Source organism: Pseudomonas sp. Pseusp3, from assembly GCF_047304225.1.
GTDB classification, from domain to species: domain Bacteria; phylum Pseudomonadota; class Gammaproteobacteria; order Pseudomonadales; family Pseudomonadaceae; genus Aquipseudomonas; species Aquipseudomonas fluorescens_CD.
This window is the reverse complement of record NZ_JBGLYV010000087.1, coordinates 1-25027: the sequence shown is the minus strand read 5'-3', so window position 1 is coordinate 25027 and position 25027 is coordinate 1. Positions and strand designations below refer to the sequence as shown.

The following is a 25027-nucleotide window of genomic DNA, read 5'->3' as shown; positions in this document are numbered from 1 at the left end:
CGCTGGGGCCTGACGCCGCCTTGGCTGACCGACCTGTCGCGGACCCCGGCACACGCCCGAGCCGAAACCGTGGCCGAACAACCGATGTTCCGCGAAGCCCTGCGCTTGCGCCGCTGCCTGTTGCCGGCCAATGGTTTTTACGAATGGCGCGGCACCACCCGCAAGCGGCCGTACTGGCTGACGCCGGGGGAGGGCTCGTCATTGTTCTTTGCGGCGATCTGGGAGGCGTATCCCGTACAGGAGCAGGTGTGGCTGAGTACGGCGGTCATTACCCAGCCAGCCGCCAGTCAGCGTCGACCGTTGATACTCGATGAGGCGGGGCAGGCGGCATGGCTGGATCCGGATACGCCGCTGCATGCTTTGCAAGCCTTGCTGGCCAGTGAGCCCGCCGCGTTGCGCGAGCGGGTGTTGGCGAACATGGTGAATGATCCGAAGCTCAATGGGCCTGAGTGTCTGACGCCGGGTTGATGTGTTGGGTGTGCTGACGCCTTCGCTGGCAAGCCAGCTCCTACAGAGGATTTGTGAACACCGCAGATCCCTTGTAGGAGCTGGCTTGCCAGCGAAGAGGCCCTCGGATCAGACCCTGAACTGATTGATCAACCGCCGCTGCTGCTCGGCCAGTTTGGTCAAGTCCGCACTGGCTGCACTCGATTCATCCGCACCACCGGCCACCTCATTGGCCACTTGCCCGATGTTGATCACGTTGCGGTTGATGTCGTCCGCTACCGCACTTTGCTCCTCGGCCGCGCTGGCGATCTGAGTGTTCATGTCGTTGATCACTGACACCGCCTGGGTAATGGTTTCCAGTGCTTCGGCGGCCTTGGAGGCGTGCAGTACGCTTTCGTCCGTGCGGTTCTGGCTGTCCTCCATGACTCGCACCACATCCCGCGTGCCTTGCTGGAGTTGCTGGATCATGGTCTGGATTTCTTCGGTGGCCTTTTGTGTCTTCTGCGCCAGGTTACGCACTTCGTCTGCCACCACGGCAAAACCTCGGCCCTGTTCGCCGGCACGGGCGGCTTCGATGGCTGCGTTCAAGGCCAGTAGATTGGTCTGCTCGGCGATCCCGCGAATGGCGGTGAGGATGGCATTGATGTTTTCGCTGTCCTTGGCAAGGGTTTGCACCACACCGACGGCCCGGCCGATCTCCACGGCAAGGGCACCAATCGAGTCCGACGTGTCACGCACGATCTGCATGCCTTGGCTGGCGGCCTGGTCGGCATGGCTGGCGGCCTGTGCGGCCTGGGTCGCATTGCGCGCCACGTCCTGGGCGGTGGCGGTCATCTCCTGCACGGCGGTGGCGACCTGATCGATCTCGGCCATTTGTTTGTGTACACCGGTGTTGGTGCGGATGGCGATGTCGGCGGTGTGTTCCGAGGAATCGCTGACGCTCTGCACCGAAGTCACCACCTGGGTGATCATCGCCTGCAACTTGGCCAGGAAAGTGTTGAAGCCTTTGGCGATCGAACCCAGCTCATCGGCGCGGTCGCTGGTCAGGCGCCGGGTCAGGTCACCCTCGCCCTGGGCGATGTCGTCGAGCATGGCCACCATCTGCTTGAGTGGGCGGGCGATGCCGTGGCCTACCAGCCAGATCACCAGCAAGCCGATACCGGCAATCACCAGACCGACCATCGCCATGCCGAAGGTGTCGGATTTGCGCTGTGCGTTCAGGTCGGCCTGGAGTTTTTGCAGGTCGGCCATCACCGCGTTCAGCGGCAGTTGCAGCATCAAGGTCCAGCGGGCGTCGGTCTGGCCGATGCCGAAAGGCAGGTACAGCTCGATCCGGCCCTGGGCCTTGTCGACGCTGTAGGTGACTTCGCCGCGCTTGAGATTGGCCATGTTGGCAATCTGTTTGCTGTCGAGGATGTCACTGACTTTTTCACCGAATTTGCTCGGGTCCTTGGTGTACGCAACGATCCGGCCATTGCCGCCAACCAGGGCCATTTCACCTGCGCCGCCGTAGAGTTTCTGGTTGGCGCCAAGGAGCATTTCCTGAATGAAGTTCACCGACAGGTCGGCGCCGACGATGCCCTGGAAAGCTCCGTTGAGCATGATCGGCTCAATAAAGGAGGCAAGCATGACGATTTTGTCGCCCACTTTGTAAGGCGCCGGATCGATCACGCAGGATTTTCTGGTTTCTTTCGAGCACAGGTAGTACTCACTGGCGCGCACGCCGGTGGACAGGGTCTTCTGGTCGTCGACGTCTACCAGTTTGTCCAGGCCCAGGGTGCCGTCGTCGTTGCGGAACCACCAGGGCAGGAAACGCCCGTTGCTGGCGTCGATGCCGACCACCTGGGTGCCGACGTAGGCCGCATCGTTGTGATCCAGTGCGTCTTTTTCCCAGCCGATGTAGGTGCCGAGGATTTTCGGGTTCTTGACCACGTTTTCCTTGATCAGGCCGATCAGTTGCTCGCGGCTGAGGCTCAGGGCGGGCTTGCCATCGGCAGCCGGTGTGCCGATCAGGGCATTGATCCGCACCAGTCCGCCGGCAATCAGCAGCGGTGCTTCGAGTTCACGCTGGATCTGGCTGACCTGGGTTTGCGCCAGGGACGTCAGGCGCTGTTCGATGACTTGCTCGAATTGGGCCTGGGTCCGCCCCTGGATCATGTCTTGCGTGCGGGCGCCGGAAAACAGCGCGTACACCACCAGCGCTGCCACGACACTAAGGACGATGGCGCCGGCAAGGGCCGCCACGGAAAACTGGATCGACTTGAATTTCATGGGGGCTCCGCGCGCGAAAGGACGTCTGCGGAGGTGTATCGGCAGGGTGTCGGGCGAGCATGAGCGCGGGCCGTTGAAATGGCTGTTTTTGCGTGGCGGATGTCGCAAATGAATCAATGCGCGGCGTGATGGGCTGCGGCTCGCCGCGGAATGTGAATTTTTTCCTGCACCGACGAGAGCTTTGTCTGAATTGTGCGTCTTATGTCCGTTGTATCTGGCGTCGATACAATTCCACGCCTAGGATACGCGGCATGTTTTCAGGGAGTTTTTCGATGAACAAGACATTGGCTTTGTGTGCGCTGAGCGCAGGCCTGCTGCTCGCCGGTTGCCAGTCGGTCAATACCACCAGTGGCGGTGCTGTCGGCGTTGAGCGCAAGCAGTACATGTTCAGCATGTTGTCCTCGCAAGAGGTCGACCAGATGTATGCCCAGTCCTATCAGAAGACCGTGGGCGAAGCGTCCAGCAAAGGTGTGCTGGACAAGTCCAGCAATGAAGCCCGGCGGGTTCAGGCGATTGCCGACCGGCTGATTGCCCAGGCGCCGAACTTCCGTCCGGACGCGGCCCAGTGGAAGTGGGAAGTCAACCTGATCAAGAGCGATGAACTCAACGCCAACTGCGGCCCTGGCGGCAAGATCATTTTCTACACCGGGTTGATCGACAAACTGCAGCTGACCGATGATGAAATTGCTGCGGTCATGGGCCATGAAATCGCCCACGCCCTGCGCGAGCACGGTCGTGAGGCAATGTCCAAGGCTTATGGGATCGAGATGGCCAAGCAGGGCGCCGGCGCCTTGTTGGGGCTGGGCCAGGACAGTCTGGCACTGGCGGACACGGTAGCCAACTATGGCATGACGTTGCCCAATAGTCGTGAAAACGAAAACGAAGCGGATTTGATTGGCCTTGAGCTGGCTGCACGCGCCGGCTACAACCCGAACGCCGCGATCAGCCTGTGGGGCAAGATGAGCAAGGCCAGCGAAGGCGCGCCGCCGGAGTTCATGAGCACTCACCCGTCTTCCAGCAGCCGGACCGCTGCGTTGCAGGCGGCGATTCCGAAGGTGATGCCGCTGTACGAGCAGGCCAGGAAGTACTGATAGTCATGCGGTGAGGCTGCGGGCCTCTTCGTCGGAACGCCGCCCGGAGCAAGCCCGCTCCCACACTGAATCTCCATTGACTGCAAATTTTGTGTGCGCTGGAGACCCCATGTGGGAGCGGGCTTGCTCACGAAGAACGATAACGCGGTCGAACGACCTATCGCGTCAAACCCACCCGCTGCTCTGCATCGCCTTGTACACCGCGACAATCGCCAGGATGAAGAACGCTGACGCCGCCAGTCGACGGATCAGGGTCAACGGCAATTTGTCCGCGGCAAAGTTACCGGCCAATACCACGGGCACGTTGGCAATCAGCATGCCGAGGGTGGTGCCGATGATCACCAGCCACAACTCCGGATATTGCGCAGCCAGCATCACGGTTGCGATCTGGGTCTTGTCGCCGATTTCCGCCAGGAAGAACGCGATCAGCGTGGTCAGGAATGGCCCGAACTTGCGGGCGGTACTGGCTTCGTCGTCATCCATCTTGTCCGGCACCAGAGTCCACAGTGCGGTCGCTGCAAAGCTTGCGGCGAGGATCCAGTGCAGCATCGTATCCGAGAAGAAACTGCCGACCCAGGCACCGACTGCACCGGCGGCCGCGTGGTTGGCCAGGGTTGCGGCGACGATACCAGCGATGATCGGCCAGGGCTTGCGGAATCGGGCAGCGAGAATGAGCGCGAGCAGTTGCGTCTTGTCGCCGATTTCGGCCAAGGCAACGATTGCGGTAGGTACGAGTAGTGAATCCAGCATCAGGGGGTTTCCTAAGGGGGCGGGTCGACACGGCTATGACACGTACAGCCTTCCCGCCCCGGGTAAGGTGTTCGTGTCATAGGTCTTGTCAAACCCTGCGATCCATCTGATGTGGATGCTTGGGTCGCATGCGCCATGGTCTGAGGACCAAGTATGTTGACGCATGCCGGACGAGCGTGGCGCTCGTGGGAGACTACTCCCCTAGGACGGAGCGGATTCTGCCTAGGCAAAATCCATTCGGCAAGCCTTCTTTTTCAAAAAAGCCTTAGCCGCGTTTAGCCCGGTAGATGCGAAAACCCTGGCCTTCGGCCTTGATCGTGCATGGGCCCAGATGCTCTTCGATCAGTGGCTGGTACTTCAGGAAGCTGTTCGCCACCAAGCGCAGTTCGCCGCCGTTTTTCAGATGTTTGGCCGATTTTCGCAGCAAGTTCTCCGTCGCGAAATAGTCGGTGTGCACGCCGACATGGAACGGCGGATTGCTCAGGATCGCACTCAAACCCATCGGTGCCGCATCGATTCCGTCACCGGTAATCACCTCGGCTTCCAGACCATTGGCCGCCAGTGTCAGGCGACTGCTGGCGGCGGCAAAGGCGTCCACATCCAGCATCGTCACCTGATTGTGCGGATAGCGACGTTTCACCGCCGCGCCCAAGACCCCTGCGCCGCAGCCGAAGTCGAGCAAGTGACCGCCGGGCAGTTTGTCCAGGTGCTCCAGCAGCAGCGCGCTGCCGCGATCGAGGCGACCGTGGCTGAACACCCCCGGCAGGCTGATGACCTTCAACGGACCTTCGGCCAGCGGCAGTTCGTAGGTCTGTGCCAGGCTTTCCAGCGGTTTGGCTTGTGGCGCATCGGCCACGGTGACCAGCCAGAGCTGGCAATGCCGCGCACTGTCGAGCTTGCGTGGCTTGCCGAAAGGGTTGAGTTGCTTGGCTGCACCTTCGATGCCGCTTTTTTTCTCGCCCACCAGATACACCTCGCGGCCTTGCAGCCGTGAGGCCACAGCGTTGAGGATGTAATCAGTCAGGTCCCTGGCCTTGGGCAAAAACACCACGGCGCTATCGAACCCGCGCTCAGGCGCGTTCACGCCAAAATGGCTGCGCCCGGCAAAGCGGGCTTCCAGCGCGGCCTGATCGCCGGCGTGCCAGCACCAGCCATGAGCCTCGGGCAGACGGCCCAGCAAGTCGTCGGCGGGCAAACCGGCCAACAGCACCGAACCCTGGAATAACTCGGCCTGACGAAGCAGTACTTCACTGCGCGGATCCATAACTGCTCCCGTGAAAAAAAGTGCCGCAGTTTATCAACTGACGACCCGCAGCGCCTTACCGCTGAAATATCCCAGTGCGTTTTCGGTCACTTGGCCAACGATTCGCTGGCGCGCTTCGCGGCTGCCCCAGGCGTTGTGCGGGGTGACGATCAGGCGCGGGATGTCGTGGGCCAGCAGCGGATTGCCATTGATCGGAGGCTCGACACTCAGTACATCAGTGGCGGCGCCGCCCAGATGCCCGTTGCGCAAGGCGTCGGCCAGCGCCTGTTCGTCGATCAGGCCACCGCGGGCAGTGTTGACCACGAATGCGCCGGGCTTCATTGAGGCCAGTTCTCGGGCGCCGATGAAATGCCGGGTGTGTTCGTTGAGCGGGCAGTGCAGGGTCAGGGCATCGACTTGCGGTAACAGTTCATCCAGTGGCAGGCGGTCCGGCCGGGCAGGGCGCCCGGGAATTTGCCCCAGCAGAACGCGCATGCCGAAGGCTTCAGCCAGGCGTGCGACTGCGCCACCCAATTCGCCATGGCCCAGCAGGCCAAGGGTTTTGCCTTCGAGCTCGACAATCGGGTAATCCAGTAAACAGAATTGTCTGGCTTGCTGCCAGCGGCCATCGCTGACGGCTTTTTGATAATCGGCCAGGCGCGTGGCCAGGTTGAGCAGCAGCATGATCGTGTGCTGCGCCACCGATGGCGTGCCGTAACCCTGACAGTTGCACACGGTAATCCCGTGGGCGCGGGCGGCGGCGAGGTCGACGTTGTTGGTGCCGGTGGCAGTGATCAGGATCAGCTTGAGATCAGGGCTGGCGGCCATGGCGGCGGCATCGATCAGGATCTTGTTGCTGATGGCGACGGTAGCGCCCTTGAGGTGTTCGATGACTTGATCGGGCAAGGTCTGGGCGAACAGCTGCAGTTCGCTGAAACAACTGCGCAGCGGGTTGAGGTCAAGGTCGCCGAGGTCCAGGGACGGGTGGTCGAGGAAAACGGCGCGGCGAGTGTTCGTCATCAACTGTACCTTTTGTGCAATGAACTGAAGGCGTAACCTGCCGAGCCTACCAGATGGAATTAATAGTTACGCTTGGCCTAAAGGAGCCCCCATGTACTGGACAGAGTTCTTGACCGTTGCCCTGATTCACCTGCTGGCCGTGGCCAGCCCCGGCCCGGACTTTGCCGTGGTGGTGCGTGAGAGTGTCACCCACGGTCGCCGCGCGGGCACCTGGACTGCGCTGGGCGTGGGTACTGCGATCTTCCTGCACGTGGGTTATTCCCTGTTGGGGATCGGCCTGATCGTGTCCCAGTCGATCGTGCTGTTCAATGCCTTGAAATGGGCCGCCGCCGCTTACCTGCTGTACATCGGTTACAAGGCACTGCGCGCGCAACCGGCCAAGCCTGTGGCGGACGATCTGCACAAGGAAGCCGGGGAGCGCACGGCCCGTGGTGCCTTCACCTCAGGTTTCGTCACCAATGGTCTCAACCCGAAAGCCACGCTGTTCTTCCTCTCGCTGTTCACCGTGGTGATCAACCCGCACACACCACTGGCCGTGCAGGCCGGTTATGGGGTTTACCTGGCGGTGGCGACGGCGACCTGGTTCTGTCTGGTGGCGATGTTGTTCAGCCAGCAACGCGTACGCGCCGGTTTCGCACGCATGGGGCACTGGTTCGACCGGACCATGGGCGCGGTGCTGATTGCGATTGGCGTGAAGCTCGCCTTTACCGAGATGCATTGATCAGATATCTGTCCTTGTAGGAGCGAGCTCGCTCGCGATGCTCGTCAACGATAACACTTGATATCTGACACCCCGCGAAAATCCCGGGTTCATCGCGGGCAAGCCCGCTCCTACGGGTAATCAAGCCCTATGAGTGATGGCGCAACGCTAGCATTGGTGGGGCTCTGCAAATCATTCCTTTGGCTGATTTGGCTGACGATCAAGGGCACTACAGTGCGTACTTTCAGTCACGACCGTGCAGTCAGATTAAAGGGATTATTATGTTGCAGACTCGCGTTATCCCCCCGGCCGAAGGCGCTTACCAGTACCCGCTGTTGATCAAACGGCTACTGATGTCCGGTGCCCGTTATGAGAAAACCCGCGAGATCATCTACCGCGACAAGTTGCGCTACAGCTACCCGACCCTGATCGAGCGGGTGGCGCGTCTGGCCAACGTGCTGACAGCGGCCGGGGTCAAGCCCGGGGATGCGGTGGGTGTGATGGACTGGGACAGCCATCGTTACCTGGAATGCATGTTCGCCATCCCGATGATCGGTGCGGTGATCCACACCATCAACGTGCGCCTGTCGCCGGAACAGATCCTCTACACCATGAACCACGCCGAGGACCGCTTTGTGCTGGTCAACAGCGAGTTCGTCGGGCTCTACAAGGCCATCGAAGGGCATCTGACCACAGTCGACAAAACCCTGCTGCTGACTGACCTGCCGGAAAAGACCGCTGACCTGCCGAACCTCGTCGGCGAATACGAACAGCTGCTGGCCGCGGCGAGCCCGCAGTACGACTTCGAGGATTTCGACGAAAACTCGGTTGCCACCACGTTCTATACCACCGGCACGACCGGCAATCCCAAGGGCGTGTACTTCACCCATCGGCAACTGGTGCTGCACACCATGGGCGTGTCGACCATCATGGGCGCGATCGATAGCGTGCGCCTGCTGGGCACCAACGACGTGTACATGCCGATCACCCCCATGTTCCATGTGCACGCCTGGGGCTTGCCGTATGTGGCGACCATGCTCGGACTCAAGCAGGTGTACCCCGGTCGCTATGACCCGGAGTATCTGGTGGAGTTGTGGCGCAAGGAGAAGGTCACGTTCTCCCATTGCGTACCGACCATCTTGCAGATGGTCCTCAATGCCAAGGCCGCGCAGAACGTCGACTTCGGCGGCTGGAAAATCGTCATCGGCGGCAGCGCCCTGAACCGCACGCTGTACGAAGCGGCAAAAGCCAAGGGCATTCAGTTGACCGCAGCGTACGGTATGTCGGAAACCGGGCCGCTGGTGTCGTGCGCGCACCTCAACGACGAATTGATGGCCGGCACTGAAGACGAGCGCACCACCTACCGGATCAAGGCCGGCGTACCCGGGCCGCTGGTAGAGGCGGCGATCGTCGACACCGAGGGTAACTTCCTGCCTGCCGACGGCGAGACCCAGGGCGAGCTGGTGTTGCGCGCACCGTGGCTGACCGAGGGGTATTTCAACGAGCCGCAGAAGGGCGCCGAACTCTGGGCCGGCGGCTGGCTGCACACCGGCGACGTGGCGACCCTGGACAGCATGGGTGTGATAGACATTCGTGACCGCATCAAGGACGTGATCAAGACCGGTGGCGAGTGGATTTCCTCCCTGGACCTCGAAGACCTGATCAGCCGCCATGCGGCGGTACGCGAAGTAGCAGTGGTGGGGATCCCTGATCCGCAATGGGGCGAGCGACCGTTTGCCCTGCTGGTGCTCCGTGAGGGGCACACAATCGGGGCCCGGGAACTCAAGGAACACCTCAAGCCGTTTGTGGAACTGGGGCACTTGAGCAAGTGGGCGATTCCGAGCCAGATCGCCCTTGTTACTGAAATTCCCAAGACCAGTGTCGGCAAACTCGACAAGAAGCGCATTCGTGTCGACATCACCGAATGGCAGGCCACCAACAGCACCTTCCTCTCGACGCTTTAAGCGCCTCTTGGCGTGCCCGAAAGGGCACGCCAGCCCCACCAAGCAAGCGCTTGGCTTGTCAAATCGAAAATTTCAGCCATTCTTGCCGGGCCGACGGGCGTCGGACTGGCGAAAGGACTGTTCCAGAGTGGCTGGCAGCTGCAAATCACACTTTAGAGGGATCAAGCACTACTACCTGCTGGCTATAGTCCGCTCAAGGATTTTTAAGAACGGGGCAACCGCACAAACCGGGGCGATGCAACTTTGGAATGACTTTGGGATGCCATGGCTCCCGGTTATCCACAGCGTTTTTAGAAGTGCTCACTGCCATAACAATAAAATGCACATGGAGTAGCGTCGATGACATCAGCAAACCAGTTCTGGCGCCGGGCGAAACTGCCCCTGGCTGTCAGTCTTGCCTCTACGCTCGCCGGGCCAGCATTCGGCGTCAGTTTCAACGTAGGTGAAATCGAAGGTCAGTTCGACTCATCCCTGTCGATTGGTGCCAGCTGGTCTACTCAGCAGCCGAACAAGAACCTCATCGGTGTCAACAACGGTGGCAAGGGTCTGTCCCAGACTTCTGATGACGGTCACCTGAACTTCAAGAGCGGAGAAACCTTCTCGAAGATCTTCAAGGGCATCCATGACCTTGAACTGAAATACGGCGATACCGGTGTTTTCGTCCGTGGCAAATACTGGTACGACTTTGAACTGAAAGACGAAAGCCGTCCGTTCAAGGACATCAGCGACGACGGCCGCAAAGAAGGCGCCAAGTCCGCTGGCACTCAACTCCTCGACGCCTTCGTCTACCACAACTACTCCATTGCCGATCAGCCAGGTTCCGTGCGCCTGGGCAAGCAGGTCGTGAGCTGGGGTGAAAGTACCTTCATCGGCGGCGGCATCAACTCGATCAACCCGATCGACGTGTCCGCGTTCCGCCGTCCGGGTGCCGAGATCAAGGAAGGCCTGATCCCGGTCAACATGTTCTACATCTCCCAGAGCCTGACCGAAAACCTTTCGGCCGAAGCCTTCTACCAACTGGAATGGGACCAGACCGTCGTCGATAACTGCGGCACGTTCTTCTCCCAGCCGGACATTGTTGCCGACGGCTGCGACAACAACCTGCGCGTGCTGAACAAGCGCTCGCAAATTCCGGCCATTGCCCTGGGGCCTTTGGCCGCCAACGGCGTCGACGTCAACGAAGAGGGTGTTCTGGTGCGTCGTGGCCCCGATCGTGATGCCCGTGACAGCGGTCAGTGGGGCGCGTCCTTCAAGTACATGTTCGATCCGCTGGACACCGAGTTCGGCGCCTACTTCATGAACTACCACAGCCGTGCGCCGATCTTCAGCGCCACTGGTGCGCCGCAGTCGGTCTACAACACGGCAGCGGGACTCCCAGGTCCGTTCGCCGCGCTGGCGCCATTGCTGGTGGCGGGTAATTCGCAATACTTCATCGAATACCCGGAAGACATCCGCCTCTACGGCCTGAGCTTCTCCACCACCCTGCCTACCGGTACGGCGTGGAGCGGTGAGATCAGCTACCGTCCGAACGCTCCGGTGCAGCTCAATACCACCGACATCCTGTTCGCTGGTGTACGTCCTTTGAACGGCCTGGGCAACGCGTCGCTGCTGTCCGCTGCACCGGGTACTGACCTGCACGGCTATCGCCGTAAAGAGATCACCCAGTTCCAGACTACCCTGACGCACTTCTTTGACCAGGTCATGGGCGCCAGCCGTCTGACCCTGGTGGGCGAAGTGGGCGTGACTCATGTCGGCGGGCTGGAAAGCTCCTCCGATGTCCGTTACGGCCGTGACCCGGTCTACGGCCCGGGTGAGTTGCCTGCTACCAACGGCCAAAATACCTGCGTGACGCTTAACGCCGGCACCATCCGCGGGGCCGGCCCGGGTACTCCAACCAACAACCTCAGCCGCAATTGCACCAACGAAGGCTTCACCACCCCGACTTCGTGGGGCTACCGCGGTCGCGCCATCTGGGAATACAACGACGTGTTTGCCGGTGTGAACCTCAAGCCGAACGTTGCCTGGTCCCATGACGTGAGCGGTTACTCGCCTGGCCCTGGCGGCAACTTCGAGGAAGGCCGCAAGGCGGTGAGCCTGGGTGTCGACGCCGAGTACCAGAACACCTACACCGCGAGCCTGGCGTACACCAACTTCTTCGACGGCAAGTACACCACCGTGGATGACCGCGACTTCGTTGCGCTCAGCGTCGGCGTGAACTTCTAAGCACTGTATTCTCAGGACGAACGCACATATGAAAATAACAAAGAGTCTGTTCCACGCCGGTGTTCTGGGGCTTTCGCTGCTGGCGACCAGCGTCATGGCAGCGGTTCCCCAGGCCGAGGCTGACAAGCTGGGCAAGAGCTTGACCCCGATGGGCGCCGAAATGGCGGGTAACGCCGACGGTTCTATCCCGGCCTGGAAGCCGATGCCGAAGAATGCCGGCACCGCTGACAGCAAGGGCTTCCTGTCCGATCCGTACGCCAGCGAAAAGCCGCTGTTCACCATCACGGCGCAGAACGTCGATCAGTACAAAGAGAAGCTCGCCCCGGGCCAGTACGCGATGTTCAAGCGCTACCCGGAAACCTTCAAGATGCCGGTGTACCCGTCCCATCGCGGTGCCACCGTGCCGGATGACGTGTTCGCCGCCATCAAGCGCAACGCCACCAACACCAACCTGGTGTCCGGCGGTAACGGTCTGGAAAACTTCGAAACGGCCGTGCCGTTCCCGATTCCGAAAAGCGGCGTGGAAGTCATCTGGAACCACATCACCCGCTATCGCGGGGGCAGCGTGACCCGCCTCGTGACCCAGGCCACACCACAGCCGAACGGTTCGTTCAGCCTGGTCTACTTCCAGGACCAGTTCGTGTTCCGCGACAAGATGAAGGATTACGACCCGAAAAACCCGGGCAACATCCTGTTCTACTTCAAGCAGAAAGTGACCGCGCCGGCACGTCTGGCCGGTGGTGTGCTGCTGGTGCACGAAACCCTCGACCAGGTGAAGGAGCCGCGCTCGGCGTGGGTCTACAACGCCGGTCAGCGTCGTGTGCGCCGTGCACCGCAAGTGTCCTATGACGGCCCGGGTACTGCAGCCGATGGCCTGCGTACCTCCGACAACCTGGACATGTACAACGGTGCGCCGGATCGCTACGACTGGAAGCTCGAAGGCAAGAAAGAGATGTACATCGCCTCCGATGCCTACAAACTCGATGATCCGAAGCTCAAGTACGCCGACATCATTAAGGCCGGCCACATCAACCAGGACCTGGCTCGTTACGAGTTGCGTCGTGTGTGGCATGTGGTTGCAACCCTGAAGGAAGGTCAGCGTCACATCTACGCCAAGCGTGACTTCTACATTGACGAAGACACCTGGCAAGCAGCGGTGATCGATCACTACGACGGTCGCGGTCAACTGTGGCGCGTCGCCGAGGCCCACGCCGAGAACTATTACGACAAGCAAGTGCCGTGGTATGCCCTCGAAGCCCTGTATGACCTGCAGTCGGGTCGTTACCTGGCGCTCGGCATGAAGAACGAAGAGAAGTCGGCCTATGACTTCGGCTTCACCGCCACCACCAGCGACTTCACCCCGGCAGCCTTGCGTCAGGATGGTGTTCGCTAAGGTGAACTGAGTAGCGACGCACCCTCTGAAAACGCCCCGACTGGTTCGGGGCGTTTTTTTTTGCTTGTAGTCTTTTTGTAGCCATTTGTAGCAATTACCTTCATTCCCTATCCGATTACGGCTAGTCTGCGGACATCTGCAACGCCGCCACCCGCAATTCAAACAAGAGCCGGTTATGACTGATTTGTCTACACCCCCAGGTTCTGCTCATGTTGCCGTCGCGACACTGGACGGGCGCTTCTTCCGCCCGCCGTTGCCCGACGGCCATGTGCTGCGTCCGCGTTTGTGCGAACGGCTGAATGCCGGGCTCGCAGGCAGGTTGTTGCTTGTCAGCGCACCGGCAGGGTTCGGCAAGAGTTCGTTGGCGGTGGAGTTTTGTCAGGGCTTGCCAGAGCACTGGCAAAGTCTCTGGCTGGGGTTGAGCCCGAGAGACAGTGACCCGGGGCGTTTTCTCGAACGCCTGCTCGAAGGCCTTCAGGACTATTTTCCGCACCTGGGCAGGCAATCCCTCGGGCTGTTGAAAATGCGCCAGCGCCATCAGCCGTTCGCGTTCGAAGAGTGGCTGGACGGCCTGCTCGACGAGTTGGCCGTGCACCTGTCCACAGCGAGGCCATTGCTGCTGGTGCTGGATGATTACCATCTGGCCCAGGGGCCGGTACTGGACCGTTGCCTGCAGTTTTTCCTCAATCATCTTCCGGATGGCTTGCTGGTGATGGTCACCAGTCGGCAACGTCCCGACTGGCACCTGGCGCGGCTGCGGCTGTCGCGACAACTGCTTGAGTTGCATGAACAGGATTTGCGCCTGACCCGTGACGAGGCCTTGAGCCTGCTCGACCGGCACAGCAGTTCCTTGCGCGGTGAGGCACTGGAGAGTCTGATCCAGCGTAGCGAAGGCTGGGTCGCGGGGTTACGCTTCTGGCTACTGGCCGCTTCGGAGGCGGGCACCGATGGGACGCTGCCGCAATCGTTGCACGGTGGGGAAGGGCTGATCCGTGATTATCTGCTCGAAGAAGTCATCGATTGCCTGCCCGCCGAGGTCCAGTCGTTCCTCTATGACACGGCGCCCCAGGAACGTTTTTGCAGCGAACTGTGCGATGCCGTCCGCGACGCCCATGACAGCGCAGAGATCCTGCGTTTCCTGTTGGCTCACCAGGTGTTCCTGGTGCCGCTGGACGAGCATGGCCATTGGTATCGTTACCACCACCTGTTTTCCGATCTGTTGCGCACGCGGCCGACTTCCCAGTCGATGGTCCCGGCCGCCAGCCTGCACCTGCGTGCCTGTCGCTGGTTCAATGCCCAGGGATTGCTCGATGAGGCCGTGGAGCAGGCCCTGCGTGCCGGTCACCTGGACGTCGCGGCGAACCTGGTGCAGAACCTCTCCGAAGAGCAACTGCTGGCCGAGCAGAATGTCGGCATGTTGCTGCGCTGGAAAATGGACTTGCCTGACAGCTTGCTGATCAGCACGCCGCGACTGATCGTGCTGTATAGCTGGGCGCTGGGGATGGCTTGCCAGCTGGATGCCGCCGAGGAGCTGGCCAGCCATTTGAGCCGCTTCCTGCCTGCTCCGTCAGCCACCGCCCAGAAGTCCATGCTGGCTCAATGGCTGGCATTGAGCGGCATCATTGCCCGTGGGCGCGGCAACCGCGAACTGACGCTGCGGTACTGCCGCGAAGCGTTGGAGAGTCTTCCGACCAAGCGTTACGGCCAGCGCCTGATGTGCCTCTCGACCCTGTCCAACCTGGCCATTGCCGATGGTGATTTGTGGCAGGCGCGGGGGCTGAACCGCGAATCGCTGGAGCTGGCGCAACGGGTCGGCAACCCGTTGTTCGAAGCACTGGCGCACTACGACCGTGCCCGGGTGTTGCAAGCGCGCGGGGAAATCTGTCGGGCGCTGGAAGAGGTCCGTCAGGGAATGCAGCGCCTGCAGAGCCTGTCTGCGCAACGGCTGTATGCGGTTCGCGCCCGGCTGACCTTGTACGAAGGCTTTTTGCTGGCCCAGCGCATGCAGCCGCAATTGGCCCGGGTGCGCTTGCAGGCCGGGTTGAGCGAGGCGCGTGCCTGTCGTGACATCAGCGTGCTTATCGGCCACTGCGTGATTGCCAGGCTGGAAGGCTGCAGCGGTGAGTTCGCCAAGGCCTTTGCCGAACTTGCCGAAGCCGAACGGCTGATGCACATCTGGGATGTGCCGCCGATCTACTACCTGGCGATGATTACCCTGGTCAAATGTGAACTCTGGCTGGCCCAGGGGCGCACCGATCTGGCTGAAGCCTGGCTGGCGCGTCTGGGCCAGACCTATAACGGTGAATACGGGGCAGCACCGCCAGAGTTCCACCCGCAATTGCCGCTGCATATCGAATTGCAGCAAGCCTTGCTGGATGCCATCCAGGGCCAACCGATGCTGGCTGAAGGGCGTTTGAATGCGCTGCTTGAACATGGCCAGCAAAGCGGTCGACAGATGCTCAGTGCCATGGCGTTGACCCAGAAAGTGGCGCTATTGCTGGGCACCGGACGGGAACCGGAAGCACGCAAGGCCCTGGCTCAGGCGCTGGACGTCGCCGGTGGCGGGGTGCTGCAACCCTTTGAGTGCTTGTTGACCGATTACCCGGACTGGCTGCGTGGGCAACTTCAACTCTGTCCGCCAACCCCCGTTTCCCTGAGCCTCAGTGAAAAACTGCCGGCACTGGCTGCCCGCTCCGGCCAGGAGTCCGGCGTCGCCGCGGAACAGCTCAGCACGCGGGAACTGGCGGTATTGCGATTGATTGCCCAGGGCTGTTCAAACCAGGAAATCAGCGATCAGCTGTTTATCTCCCTGCACACGGTCAAGACCCACGCCAGCCACATCAACAGCAAGCTCGGGGTCGAGCGGCGTACACAGGCCGTGGCGCGGGCCAAGGAGCTGGGGGTGTTGGTGTAACGTGCAGCGGACTTTCCAGCGTGGGGGGCTGGTATTAGTGACTCTGTACTGCAAGAGGGGAGTTGTGGTCAAAAAAACGGGCCAAATTTGAAAACATTGGCCAGCAATCAGCCCGGGAGCGCTCCACATTGTTCAATACGGCTACTCTCAGTGCGACTCTCAATTTCTCCGTCTGGCCCAATGTAGATATCTGTGTTTGGCCATTTCGGTTTGACCCGTATGCAGTGTGATTTACCTCCGTTATTCCAGTAAAACTCCATAAAAAATTTCGCGTCTGGGAAGATATGACCGGGGCCTCCAGTCACTTCACCAGGGTAAAGTTCTCCCTTCGAGATCTCGTGCTGCACATTCAGGATGTAGCCTAGGCGCCCTTGGCCTTTTTCAGAAAAGTAGAAGTTCACCTGAGGTGCGGCGAAGTACCAAAAGAGGATGGGTGCGAGCAATAGAATGACCAAACCGCACCATGTATTCCTGGAATGGGGCTTATTTACAGATATGGTCACGAATACCATCACCCCAGCTTGTGCGTGGTAAACCCAAGACTTCATCCATCAGCATCTTCACTGTTATCCCGCCGTTCGGTTGAAGTCTGTAGAGTTTGATGCCAATGCTGATAGATACCCTGTCTCCGATGTCGTCCCACGCTCGCATCCCTTCGATGTCCGCCGACCGACGTGGCCCCGGTCTTTTATCCCATTTTTGTATTTTACGGATGGAATCTGAGGCAATTTGTTCGACTCCAGCTCCATCCAAAAGGAGACTTTCGGAAAGTCCTCCCGCCATCCCTACGTACCCATAGTGCACGTTTGACCATATGTCGTAGAAGTAGTCGAACATACCTTGTTTCTGCCAGGGGCCGCCAAACTGTAGCCCTATCGTGACCTTGTGATCCCAGGGTCTGTTCTGACCTACGCGCTCTGCCCAAAGAGCCATGGCCGTCACCCTGTTTCCTGACTCAATTGCTTTGAAGTTGGGTGGGGAAAGGCGTGCGTACCAAGGTAGTTTTCTGAACTTCTTTTGCTCACCATCAGCGTCAAAATTGTTGAGGTTCTTCATCTTCACTACGGACGGATGAGTAATATTGCGGTTCATTTCCCCGGCAATGTAGCTCGCTACCTCTTCCATCATGTCCGGGTCGTTGCAAACGACAGGTCGCGTTTTTATCTCAACTGTTTTTTGATCACTTTGTAGAGATTTTGTCGTCGATACTTGATCAGAATGCCTCGTCGGATGAGCAACACTTTGAGTGTGCTCGGAGCGGGTGGCGCGAGGCGAAGGTGCGGGAGCAATCAGCCGATTGGTACCTGGTGGGCAGCCGCAGTGAACTTCTGCACCGTCCAGTACAGTTGGAACGCCGTGCCATTTCATAGCGGGTAGGCTGTCAACGATAACGCCGGTTCTGCCGCATTTTTTACACGCAGTGGTCTTGTCCCCGAGTCGTAGCACAGCACGCCCTCCATGCGTTGCACAGGGCAAGCTACTGATACACATGGCTCCTGTCGTGGTCAGGTCGCCGTGCAATCCTTGTCCTAACCCGTTAGCTGTTCCTCGCCCCATGATTCAGTCCTTGTGTTGTTTGCAGGGACGAGCACGCTAGGCTTGGCGGCACGGGAGTTAAATCAGACGTTTCCTTGAATGATGTAGGTGGATTCTGCAATCAGGCAGGTGATAGGCGGCGGACGGCATCGGCGATGTCGGCGGGCTGTGCCAGAATAGGCCATCCATTTACTCCAGGAACGCCCATGGACGCTGTCAAACCTGCGCTTATCCGCGAAACCTTCCCCGTCGGTCCTTTGCAGTGCAACTGCACAATCATCGGCGATCCGGTGACGAAAAAGGCCATCGTTGTCGATCCGGGTGGCAATCATGAGCTGATCCTGGCGCGTCTCGATGCCCTGGGGCTGAAAGTGGTCAGTATCATCCATACCCATGCCCACCTCGATCATTTCCTCGCTTCCGGTCAACTCAAGGAGAAAACCGGCGCGACACTGCATCTGCACAAGGAAGACCAGTTTCTGTGGGACAACCTGGAAATGCAGTGCCAGATGTTCGGTGTGCCTTATACCCCGGTGCCGTCACCGGATCGCTGGCTGGCCGATGATGAAGAACTGGCCTGCGGCTGCGGTGTGGCGTTGCACACGCCGGGTCATACACCGGGCTCAATGAGCTTCTGGTTTTCCGAGGCCAGGCTGCTGATTGCCGGCGACACGCTGTTTCGTCGCGGAGTCGGGCGCACGGACTTGTGGGGTGGCGACCAGGCGACCATAGTGCGTTCGATCAAGCAGCGGCTGTACACCCTCGACGAAGAGGCGACGGTGGTAGCCGGGCATGGTCCTGACACTCGTCTGGGCGATGAAATGCGCGAAAACCCGTTTGTACGGGCATGATTTGTAACGAGCGGAATTTTTAATCCAGGAAGTGATCCAACGCCCGCAAAGGCTGATGCCTTGGTCCGTTGCACCACAGAATGCAAAAACGTAGGAGCTTTACATGTTCACCACGCGTCGTTTGATTATTGTCGCTACAGCTGTGGCCGTTTTGTCCGGTTGTGCCTCGCCTAACCCTTACGGCGGTCAGGGCCAGGCTCAGGGCCAGGCGGAAAGCGGCTCCGAAGGCATGAGCAAGACCGCGAAATACGGTGGCCTCGGCGCTCTGGCCGGTGCGCTGGCCGGTGCTGCCATCAACCACGATAACCGTGGCAAGGGTGCGCTGATCGGTGCTGCAGTGGTCGGTGCTTCCGCCGCCGGTTACGGCTACTACGCCGACCAGCAAGAGAAAAAGCTGCGCGCCAGCATGGCCAACACCGGTGTTGAAGTGCAGCGCCAGGGCGACCAGATCAAACTGATCATGCCGGGTAACATCACGTTCGCTACCGATTCGGCGAACATTGCTCCAGGTTTCTATCAACCGCTGAACAACCTGGCGGGCTCGCTGAAAGAGTTCAACCAGAACCAGATCGAGATCGTCGGCTATACCGACAGCACCGGTAGCCGCCAGCACAACATGGACCTGTCCCAGCGTCGTGCGCAAAGCGTGGCAACCTACCTGACCTCGCAAGGTGTCAGCGGGACCAACCTGAGCGCTCGCGGCGCAGGTCCCGATAGCCCGGTTGCCAGCAACGGCGACGTCAATGGCCGGGCGCAGAACCGCCGTGTAGAGGTCAACCTCAAGGCGATTCCGGGTCAGGAGTATGGTGCTCAGCAGCAGGGTACAGTTCAGCAGTATCCATAAGCGTCTGACTGAATCCCGGGTGTAAAAGAACCGTTCGGTCCTTATGGGGGGCGAACGGTTTTTTTGTGCTGTCAGTTCCGGCCTCTTCGCGGGCAAGCCCGCTCCCACAGGGTTCTGGGTCGATCACGGATACTGTGGGAGCGGGCTTGCCCGCGAAGGGGCCCTGACAAACACCGAAAATATTGGATCAGAAACAAAAAAGCCCCCGGACAATCATTTGTCCGGGGGCTTTTTATTGCGCAGGTCTGCTTACTTCTTCAGGCCGTAATGCTCATCGAGCATGCCCGGCGCGTTCGGGGCTTTCGGTGCGTAGTCGCGAGGCGGTTCCTGATTGCGTGGCGGCGTCAGGCGTTCCCGTGGAGCCTGCGCCGCATCGGCGTGCAGGGAGGCCAGCAGGCGTTGGCGAGTCTGTTCGTCCAGGGCCAGGCGGTTGGCGCCCTCGGCGAGATGGTCCTGCACTTCCTGATAGCTCGCAGTCAGTTTCTTGACCAGCGTTGCAGTGCTGTTGAAGTGAGTTACCACTTCGTTCTGATAACTGTCGAAACGTTCCTGAATGTCGTCCAGCTGACGTTGCGTGCTGCTAGGCGCGGCATTCGGCGCAAGGCGAGCGATCAGAAACCCAATGGCGACACCCACAACCAGGGCAAGAGTCGGTAACAACCAAACTAAGAGCGAGTGTTCCACGAGTCCTTCCTCTATAAACGGCTTTGCTTTACGTTAACGGCTCGAACCTGCGCTGTATACCGCGATTCACTCGCAATAGACAGCCACAGACAATTTGCTAGACGAGTCGACCCGATTCGAGGTCACGGAGTTCCTTCCTTGCTTATGCGCGAAACCCCTGTAGTGATTGATGGCCCGGTCGGCCAACTGGAAGCACTGTACCTGGACAATGAGCAACCGCGTGGCCTGGCGCTCATCTGCCATCCGAACCCGGTGCAAGGCGGCACCATGCTCAACAAGGTGGTCTCGACCCTGCAGCGCACCGCGCGCGACGCCGGACTGATCACCCTGCGCTTCAACTATCGTGGCGTCGGTGCCAGCGAAGGCTCCCACGACATGGGCACCGGTGAAGTCGATGATGCCCAGGCTGTCGCCGCATGGATTCGCGCCAGACACCCGGAATTGCCGCTGACCCTGTTCGGTTTTTCCTTCGGCGGTTTTGTTGCAGCAAGCCTTGGCGGGCGCCTCGAGGCCAAGGGCGAGCAGCTCAAGCATCTGTTCATGGTCGCGCCAGCGGTCATGCGCCTCGGTGATCAGGATCGGTTGCCGCAGCACGGCGAATTGACCTTGATCCAGCCGGAAACCGACGAAGTGATCGATCCACAAGTCGTTTACGAATGGTCCGACAAGCTCGAACGCCCCCATGAGCTGCTGAAAGTGGCAGAATGCGGACACTTTTTTCATGGCAAGCTGACCGATCTCAAGGATCTGATCCTGCCGCGTCTCTCGAATTGATTGCAGTCTGACAAGCGATTACCCATGACGACTCGTACCCGTATCCTCACCGGCATCACCACCACCGGCACGCCGCACCTGGGCAACTACGCTGGCGCCATCCGCCCGGCAATCCTTGCCAGCCGTGACAGCAATGCCGATTCGTTCTACTTCCTGGCCGACTACCACGCCCTGATCAAGTGCGATGACCCGCTGCGCATCCAGCGCTCGCGTCTGGAAATCGCCGCGACCTGGCTGGCCGGTGGCCTGGATGTCGATCGCGTGACCTTCTATCGCCAGTCCGACATCCCGGAAATCCCCGAGCTGACCTGGCTGCTGACCTGCGTCGCCGCCAAGGGCCTGCTCAATCGCGCCCACGCCTACAAGGCTTCGGTGGACAAGAACGTCGAGACCGGTGAAGACCCGGACGCGGGCATCACCATGGGCCTGTACAGCTACCCGGTGCTGATGGCCGCGGACATCCTGATGTTCAACGCGCACAAGGTGCCGGTCGGTCGTGACCAGATCCAGCACGTGGAAATGGCGCGGGACATCGGTCAGCGCTTCAACCACCTGTTTGGCCAGGGCAAGGAATTCTTCACCATGCCCGAGGCGCTGATCGAAGAGAGCGTCGCCACCTTGCCGGGCCTGGATGGCCGCAAGATGTCGAAGAGCTACGACAACACCATTCCGCTGTTCAGCAGCGCCAAAGAGATGAAGGACGCGATTTCGCGGATCGTCACCGACTCCCGCGCGCCGGGCGAAGCCAAGGATCCGGACAATTCGCACCTGTTCACCCTGTTCCAGGCATTCGCCACCCCGGCGCAGGCCGACGAGTTCCGCAGCGAGCTGTTGCAGGGCCTGGGTTGGGGCGAGGCGAAGAATCGTCTGTTCCAGCTGCTGGACGCCGAACTGGGCGAATCCCGCGAGCGCTACAACCAGCTGATCGAGCGTCCGGCGGATCTGGAAGACATCCTGCAACACGGCGCGAAAAAGGCCCGTGCGGTGGCGACGCCGTTCCTCCACGAACTGCGTGAAGCGGTGGGCCTGCGCTCCTTCGTTGCCCAGACTCAAGTGGCGGCGACTACCAAAAAGAAAGCCGTGAAGGCCGCACGTTTTGTCAGCTTCCGCGAAGACGACGGCAGTTTCCGCTTCCGTCTGCTGGCGGCCGATGGCGAACAGCTGCTGCTGTCGCGCAACTTCGCCGATGGTAAAACCGCCGGTCAGGTGACCAAGCAACTGCAAGCGGGCCAGGCATTGGACGTGCGCAGTGACGAACTGTGCTTCAGCCTCTGGCTGGAAGGCGAGTGTGTTGCCGACAGCCCGGCCTTCGCCGACAGCGCCGCACGCGACGCGGCCATTGAAGCCTTGCGCATTGCCCTGACGCCGGTTCAGGAATAAACAACGGTTCGGCCTGACCAAGGGCCGATTGCCATTCCTGCGGGCCGTCGCTACAGTGTCGGCCCGTTTTTGTTGCCTTGCTAACGAATTATGACGCCCCTAGAACGATATCAAGCTGATCTGAAACGCCCGGAATTCTTCCATGATGCCGCGCAGGAAACCGCCGTGCGTCATTTGCAGCGCCTGTACGACGACCTGGTCGCGGCCGAGCAAAACAAGCCGGGCCTGCTGGGCAAGTTGTTTGGCAAGAAGGATCAGGCCCCGGTCAAGGGTTTGTACTTCTGGGGTGGCGTAGGTCGCGGCAAGACTTACCTGGTGGACACCTTCTTCGAAGCGCTGCCCTTCAAGGAAAAGTCCCGTACGCACTTCCACCGTTTCATGAAGCGCGTGCACGAAGAGATGAAAACCCTGGGCGGCGAGAAAAACCCGCTGACCATCATCGCCAAGCGTTTCGCCACCGAAGCCCGGGTAATCTGCTTCGATGAGTTCTTCGTCTCCGACATCACCGACGCCATGATCCTGGGCACCCTGATGGAAGAGCTGTTCAAGAACGGCGTGACCCTGGTCGCGACTTCGAACATCGTGCCGGACGGCCTGTACAAGGATGGCCTGCAACGCGCGCGCTTCCTGCCGGCCATTGCGCTGATCAAGCAGAACACCGAGATCGTCAACGTCGACAGCGGCGTCGACTATCGTCTGCGTCACCTCGAGCAAGCCGAGCTGTTCCACTATCCACTCGACGAAGCCGCCAACGAAAGCCTGCGCAAGAGCTTCCGTGCGCTGACACCGGAATGCACGGCAGCGGTCGAAAATGACGTGCTGATGATCGAAAACCGTGAAATTCGTGCCCTGCGCACCTGCGATGACGTGGCCTGGTTCAACTTCCGTGAACTGTGCGACGGCCCGCGCAGCCAGAACGACTACATCGAGCTGGGCAAGATCTTCCACGCCGTGCTGCTCAGCGATGTCGAGCAGATGAGCGTCACCACCGACGACATCGCCCGCCGCTTCATCAACATGGTCGACGAGTTCTACGACCGTAACGTGAAGCTGATCATTTCTGCCGAAGTCGAGCTCAAGGATCTGTACACCGGTGGTCGCCTGAACTTTGAATTCCAGCGGACCCTCAGCCGACTGCTGGAAATGCAGTCCCACGAATTCCTGTCCCGGGCGCATAAGCCGTAGGACGATTCGGAAAATGAAAAAGGGCCTGCAAATGCAGGCCCTTTTTTTGTACGCGGAAGAACCCCATGGGTTCATCACAATACCCTGTGGGAGCGGGCTTGCTCGCGAAGACGTCGTGTCAGTTGATACTCTTTTTGCTGACACTCCGCTTTCGCGAGCAAGCCCGCTCCCACAAGCTCGTACATTGTCTTGAAGTCAAATGTCTTCGTTGAGATACCGCGCAAGCTCGTGCTGCCGTTGGCAACCGAGCAACAGCCAAAGCAGAATCCGGGCTTTTCGCGGACAGAGAAAACCCGCCATCGATGCACCCTTGCGGATCAAGTCCATCTCACCGCCACCAAAACCGTAAGAGGCAAGTGCAGTGGAGCCGGAACCGGTTCGGGTCGCAATGATCACGGGGATTCGTTTGGCAATATGCTCAATCATTGTCGCCCAGCGCTGCGAGATGTGGCCGGCGCCAAAACCGCCGATCACCAGTCCGTCGTAATCGAGTGCGAGAATATTCTCCAGTAGCAGGGTGTCGGCCGAAAGTGAGGCCTCAAGCAGCGCAACCTTCTGCGTGGTCTGTTGCGGCAACGGCAACACCGTGCGCGGCCCCGGCGGGCGCAGGTAGCGAACACGGTCTTCCAGCAGCAGGCCCGCGGGTCCCACGACCGGAGAGGAAAACGCCTGCAATGCCAGCGAATCGGTTTTGCGTACGCTGCACGCTTGATGAATCTGTCCGTTCATCACGACCTGGACACCGCGTTGCCGGCTGTTCTGCGCCAGGGCAACGCGACATGCATCCAGCAGATTGGCCGGTCCATCGGCACCTGGCTGTGCTGCGGAACGCATGGCACCGGTCAGCACCAAGGGGGTGCCGTAGGGCCACAGATAATCCAGAAACACCGCGGCTTCTTCGAGGGTGTCAGTGCCCTGGGTTATCACGACCCCAACGGCGCCCTGTTTGACCTGAAACTCAGCCCAGGACAATACGTTCAGCAAAAACCCGAAATCCAGGGACGCACTGGGCAGCAGGCCGAGGGTCTCGACAGTGACTTCGGCCAGCGTCGTCAGTTCCGGTATGGAAGTCAGCAGGGCTTCGCCGCTGACGGTCGGGATGACACCTTCACCGGCATTGCTCGCTTGCATGCTTACCGTGCCGCCAAGTGCCGCGATGGACAGTTTGGGCAGGTCCATGGGTTACCTCGCTTGTTTGTAATGAAAAGTGGCTGTATCCGCTTTTGAGGCCGCGATACAGCCGAATGGCTGGGACATCAATCAGCGATCAGAAAGCCGATCAGCGGCACGATCAGCAGTGTGCTGATGGCCATCGACAATACATTGGCGATGTAGGCGTGCATGTCGGCCGGTAATTTCCTGGCAATCACACAGGCCAGCGGTGGTGCGAGCAATGCCCCCAGCAGTGCACTTGAGGCGATAATCTGCCAGCTGCCGCCATAGGCCAGGATCGCCGCGGGCACCACTGAAACCAGCGGGATGTAAGTGGGATACCAGCCGCGCAACATCCATTGTCGACGCCAGATCAGCACGCCGATGGCCGAGGCCAATGCCTGCGCGCCGATGATGTGCAGCAACAGGCCCGATCCGTACGCGGGGCTTGAAGGGTTCAAGCTGTACGCCAGCAATGCCCCCAGTATCAGGCCAAGGCTGGCCAGTTCATTGCCGAAGAACGGTGCTTCGGAAAAGTCCGCCAGAATCCTGCGCAGGCTCCAGATGACGCCATAGTCGGGGGCCTTGGCGGGGGCGATCGGGGT

General features: G+C 60.1%; 19 protein-coding genes, 2 pseudogenes and 1 riboswitch. Of the genes and pseudogenes, 12 read left to right on the top strand and 9 right to left on the bottom strand.

Annotation, left to right across the window (positions count from 1 at the left end):
• Positions 1–468 (top strand): SOS response-associated peptidase (locus ACCD00_RS23730; RefSeq protein WP_413427787.1); only part of this gene is annotated, 468 nt, incomplete at its 5' end.
• Between the two features lie 108 nt (positions 469–576).
• On the opposite strand, the gene ACCD00_RS23725 is transcribed toward ACCD00_RS23730, so the two are convergent.
• Both ACCD00_RS23725 and ACCD00_RS23720 read right to left on the bottom strand, forming a co-directional pair.
• Positions 577–1320 (bottom strand): methyl-accepting chemotaxis protein, encoded by a 744-nt coding sequence (locus tag ACCD00_RS23725; protein ID WP_413427788.1) that lies wholly within the window; start codon positions 1318–1320, stop codon positions 577–579.
• Between the two features lie 111 nt (positions 1321–1431).
• Positions 1432–1629, bottom strand: a pseudogene (locus ACCD00_RS23720) (HAMP domain-containing protein); the annotation flags it as partial.
• 1361 nt (positions 1630–2990) lie between these two features.
• Here ACCD00_RS23720 and ACCD00_RS23715 point away from each other — a divergent pair.
• Complete coding sequence (locus ACCD00_RS23715) at positions 2991–3809, top strand: M48 family metallopeptidase (RefSeq protein WP_413427786.1); 819 nt, start codon at positions 2991–2993, stop codon at positions 3807–3809.
• A gap of 165 nt (positions 3810–3974) precedes the next feature.
• Here ACCD00_RS23715 and ACCD00_RS23710 read toward each other — a convergent pair whose 3' ends face one another.
• The 3 genes from ACCD00_RS23710 to ACCD00_RS23700 form a co-directional block, all read right to left on the bottom strand.
• Complete coding sequence (locus tag ACCD00_RS23710; protein ID WP_008016665.1) at positions 3975–4559, bottom strand: TMEM165/GDT1 family protein; 585 nt, start codon at positions 4557–4559, stop codon at positions 3975–3977.
• A 91-nt stretch (positions 4560–4650) separates the two neighbouring features.
• A riboswitch (yybP-ykoY riboswitch) is annotated at positions 4651–4773 on the bottom strand.
• A gap of 51 nt (positions 4774–4824) precedes the next feature.
• Positions 4825–5823: a methyltransferase gene (locus ACCD00_RS23705; protein WP_413427785.1), complete on the bottom strand. Its 999-nt coding sequence runs from the start codon at positions 5821–5823 to the stop codon at positions 4825–4827.
• A 33-nt stretch (positions 5824–5856) separates the two neighbouring features.
• A complete protein-coding gene (locus ACCD00_RS23700) occupies positions 5857–6822 on the bottom strand; it encodes a 2-hydroxyacid dehydrogenase (RefSeq protein WP_413427784.1) in 966 nt (321 codons plus the stop codon).
• Positions 6823–6913: 91 nt separating this feature from the next.
• Here ACCD00_RS23700 and ACCD00_RS23695 point away from each other — a divergent pair, with 91 nt between their 5' ends.
• The 5 genes from ACCD00_RS23695 to ACCD00_RS23675 all read left to right on the top strand — a co-directional run bounded on the left by ACCD00_RS23695 (position 6914) and on the right by ACCD00_RS23675 (position 16016).
• Entirely contained in the window at positions 6914–7543 is a 630-nt protein-coding gene (locus ACCD00_RS23695; protein WP_218477436.1) for a LysE family translocator, read from the top strand.
• 260 nt (positions 7544–7803) lie between these two features.
• A complete protein-coding gene (locus ACCD00_RS23690; RefSeq protein WP_413427783.1) occupies positions 7804–9486 on the top strand; it encodes a fatty acid--CoA ligase in 1683 nt (560 codons plus the stop codon).
• A gap of 339 nt (positions 9487–9825) precedes the next feature.
• On the top strand, positions 9826–11709 hold the full coding sequence (locus tag ACCD00_RS23685; protein WP_413427782.1) for a DUF1302 domain-containing protein: 1884 nt from the start codon (positions 9826–9828) through the stop codon (positions 11707–11709).
• 28 nt (positions 11710–11737) lie between these two features.
• The gene (locus ACCD00_RS23680) at positions 11738–13102 is read left to right on the top strand and encodes a DUF1329 domain-containing protein (RefSeq protein WP_413427781.1); all 1365 of its coding nucleotides are present in this window, start codon (positions 11738–11740) and stop codon (positions 13100–13102) included.
• 175 nt (positions 13103–13277) lie between these two features.
• Complete coding sequence (locus ACCD00_RS23675; RefSeq protein WP_413427780.1) at positions 13278–16016, top strand: LuxR C-terminal-related transcriptional regulator; 2739 nt, start codon at positions 13278–13280, stop codon at positions 16014–16016.
• 483 nt (positions 16017–16499) lie between these two features.
• On the opposite strand, the gene ACCD00_RS23670 is transcribed toward ACCD00_RS23675, so the two are convergent.
• Entirely contained in the window at positions 16500–17573 is a 1074-nt protein-coding gene (locus tag ACCD00_RS23670; protein WP_413427779.1) for a polymorphic toxin type 44 domain-containing protein, read from the bottom strand.
• 185 nt (positions 17574–17758) lie between these two features.
• Here ACCD00_RS23670 and ACCD00_RS23665 point away from each other — a divergent pair, with 185 nt between their 5' ends.
• Complete coding sequence (locus ACCD00_RS23665) at positions 17759–18403, top strand: MBL fold metallo-hydrolase (RefSeq protein ID WP_413427778.1); 645 nt, start codon at positions 17759–17761, stop codon at positions 18401–18403.
• A 103-nt stretch (positions 18404–18506) separates the two neighbouring features.
• Positions 18507–19247, top strand: a complete 741-nt coding sequence (locus tag ACCD00_RS23660; RefSeq protein WP_413427777.1) for an OmpA family protein — start codon at positions 18507–18509, stop codon at positions 19245–19247.
• A gap of 249 nt (positions 19248–19496) precedes the next feature.
• Here ACCD00_RS23660 and ACCD00_RS23655 read toward each other — a convergent pair whose 3' ends face one another.
• Positions 19497–19931 carry a YhcB family protein gene (locus tag ACCD00_RS23655; RefSeq protein ID WP_008016678.1) on the bottom strand — a complete coding sequence of 145 codons (435 nt, stop codon included), beginning with the start codon at positions 19929–19931 and terminating at the stop codon, positions 19497–19499.
• A gap of 144 nt (positions 19932–20075) precedes the next feature.
• Between ACCD00_RS23655 and ACCD00_RS23650 the strand changes: the two genes are divergently transcribed.
• The 3 genes from ACCD00_RS23650 (at position 20076) to zapE (ending at position 23270) form a co-directional block, all read left to right on the top strand.
• The gene (locus ACCD00_RS23650; protein ID WP_413427776.1) at positions 20076–20705 is read left to right on the top strand and encodes an alpha/beta hydrolase; all 630 of its coding nucleotides are present in this window, start codon (positions 20076–20078) and stop codon (positions 20703–20705) included.
• 24 nt (positions 20706–20729) lie between these two features.
• Positions 20730–22085: a tryptophan--tRNA ligase gene (locus ACCD00_RS23645; RefSeq protein WP_413427775.1), complete on the top strand. Its 1356-nt coding sequence runs from the start codon at positions 20730–20732 to the stop codon at positions 22083–22085.
• Positions 22086–22175: 90 nt separating this feature from the next.
• On the top strand, positions 22176–23270 hold the full coding sequence (zapE, locus tag ACCD00_RS23640) for a cell division protein ZapE (RefSeq protein WP_413427774.1): 1095 nt from the start codon (positions 22176–22178) through the stop codon (positions 23268–23270).
• A gap of 195 nt (positions 23271–23465) precedes the next feature.
• Here the strand turns inward: zapE and ACCD00_RS23635 are convergent, their stop codons facing one another.
• Both ACCD00_RS23635 and ACCD00_RS23630 read right to left on the bottom strand, forming a co-directional pair.
• Positions 23466–24449 carry an asparaginase gene (locus tag ACCD00_RS23635; protein WP_413427773.1) on the bottom strand — a complete coding sequence of 328 codons (984 nt, stop codon included), beginning with the start codon at positions 24447–24449 and terminating at the stop codon, positions 23466–23468.
• A 77-nt stretch (positions 24450–24526) separates the two neighbouring features.
• A pseudogene (locus ACCD00_RS23630) lies at positions 24527–25027 on the bottom strand (hypothetical protein); the annotation flags it as partial.

Excerpts from the sequence above, each read along its gene's own strand:
- ACCD00_RS23725 (WP_413427788.1), bottom strand. The coding sequence starts at position 1,320 with ATGGCCGAGATCGATCAGGTCGCCACCGCCGTGCAGGAGATGACCGCC.
- ACCD00_RS23715 (WP_413427786.1), top strand. The coding sequence starts at position 2,991 with ATGAACAAGACATTGGCTTTGTGTGCGCTGAGCGCAGGCCTGCTGCTC.
- ACCD00_RS23710 (WP_008016665.1), bottom strand. The coding sequence starts at position 4,559 with ATGCTGGATTCACTACTCGTACCTACCGCAATCGTTGCCTTGGCCGAA.
- ACCD00_RS23705 (WP_413427785.1), bottom strand. The coding sequence starts at position 5,823 with ATGGATCCGCGCAGTGAAGTACTGCTTCGTCAGGCCGAGTTATTCCAG.
- ACCD00_RS23700 (WP_413427784.1), bottom strand. The coding sequence starts at position 6,822 with ATGACGAACACTCGCCGCGCCGTTTTCCTCGACCACCCGTCCCTGGAC.
- ACCD00_RS23695 (WP_218477436.1), top strand. The coding sequence starts at position 6,914 with ATGTACTGGACAGAGTTCTTGACCGTTGCCCTGATTCACCTGCTGGCC.
- ACCD00_RS23690 (WP_413427783.1), top strand. The coding sequence starts at position 7,804 with ATGTTGCAGACTCGCGTTATCCCCCCGGCCGAAGGCGCTTACCAGTAC.
- ACCD00_RS23685 (WP_413427782.1), top strand. The coding sequence starts at position 9,826 with ATGACATCAGCAAACCAGTTCTGGCGCCGGGCGAAACTGCCCCTGGCT.
- ACCD00_RS23680 (WP_413427781.1), top strand. The coding sequence starts at position 11,738 with ATGAAAATAACAAAGAGTCTGTTCCACGCCGGTGTTCTGGGGCTTTCG.
- ACCD00_RS23675 (WP_413427780.1), top strand. The coding sequence starts at position 13,278 with ATGACTGATTTGTCTACACCCCCAGGTTCTGCTCATGTTGCCGTCGCG.
- ACCD00_RS23670 (WP_413427779.1), bottom strand. The coding sequence starts at position 17,573 with ATGGGGCGAGGAACAGCTAACGGGTTAGGACAAGGATTGCACGGCGAC.
- ACCD00_RS23665 (WP_413427778.1), top strand. The coding sequence starts at position 17,759 with ATGGACGCTGTCAAACCTGCGCTTATCCGCGAAACCTTCCCCGTCGGT.
- ACCD00_RS23660 (WP_413427777.1), top strand. The coding sequence starts at position 18,507 with ATGTTCACCACGCGTCGTTTGATTATTGTCGCTACAGCTGTGGCCGTT.
- ACCD00_RS23650 (WP_413427776.1), top strand. The coding sequence starts at position 20,076 with ATGCGCGAAACCCCTGTAGTGATTGATGGCCCGGTCGGCCAACTGGAA.
- ACCD00_RS23645 (WP_413427775.1), top strand. The coding sequence starts at position 20,730 with ATGACGACTCGTACCCGTATCCTCACCGGCATCACCACCACCGGCACG.
- zapE (WP_413427774.1), top strand. The coding sequence starts at position 22,176 with ATGACGCCCCTAGAACGATATCAAGCTGATCTGAAACGCCCGGAATTC.
- ACCD00_RS23635 (WP_413427773.1), bottom strand. The coding sequence starts at position 24,449 with ATGGACCTGCCCAAACTGTCCATCGCGGCACTTGGCGGCACGGTAAGC.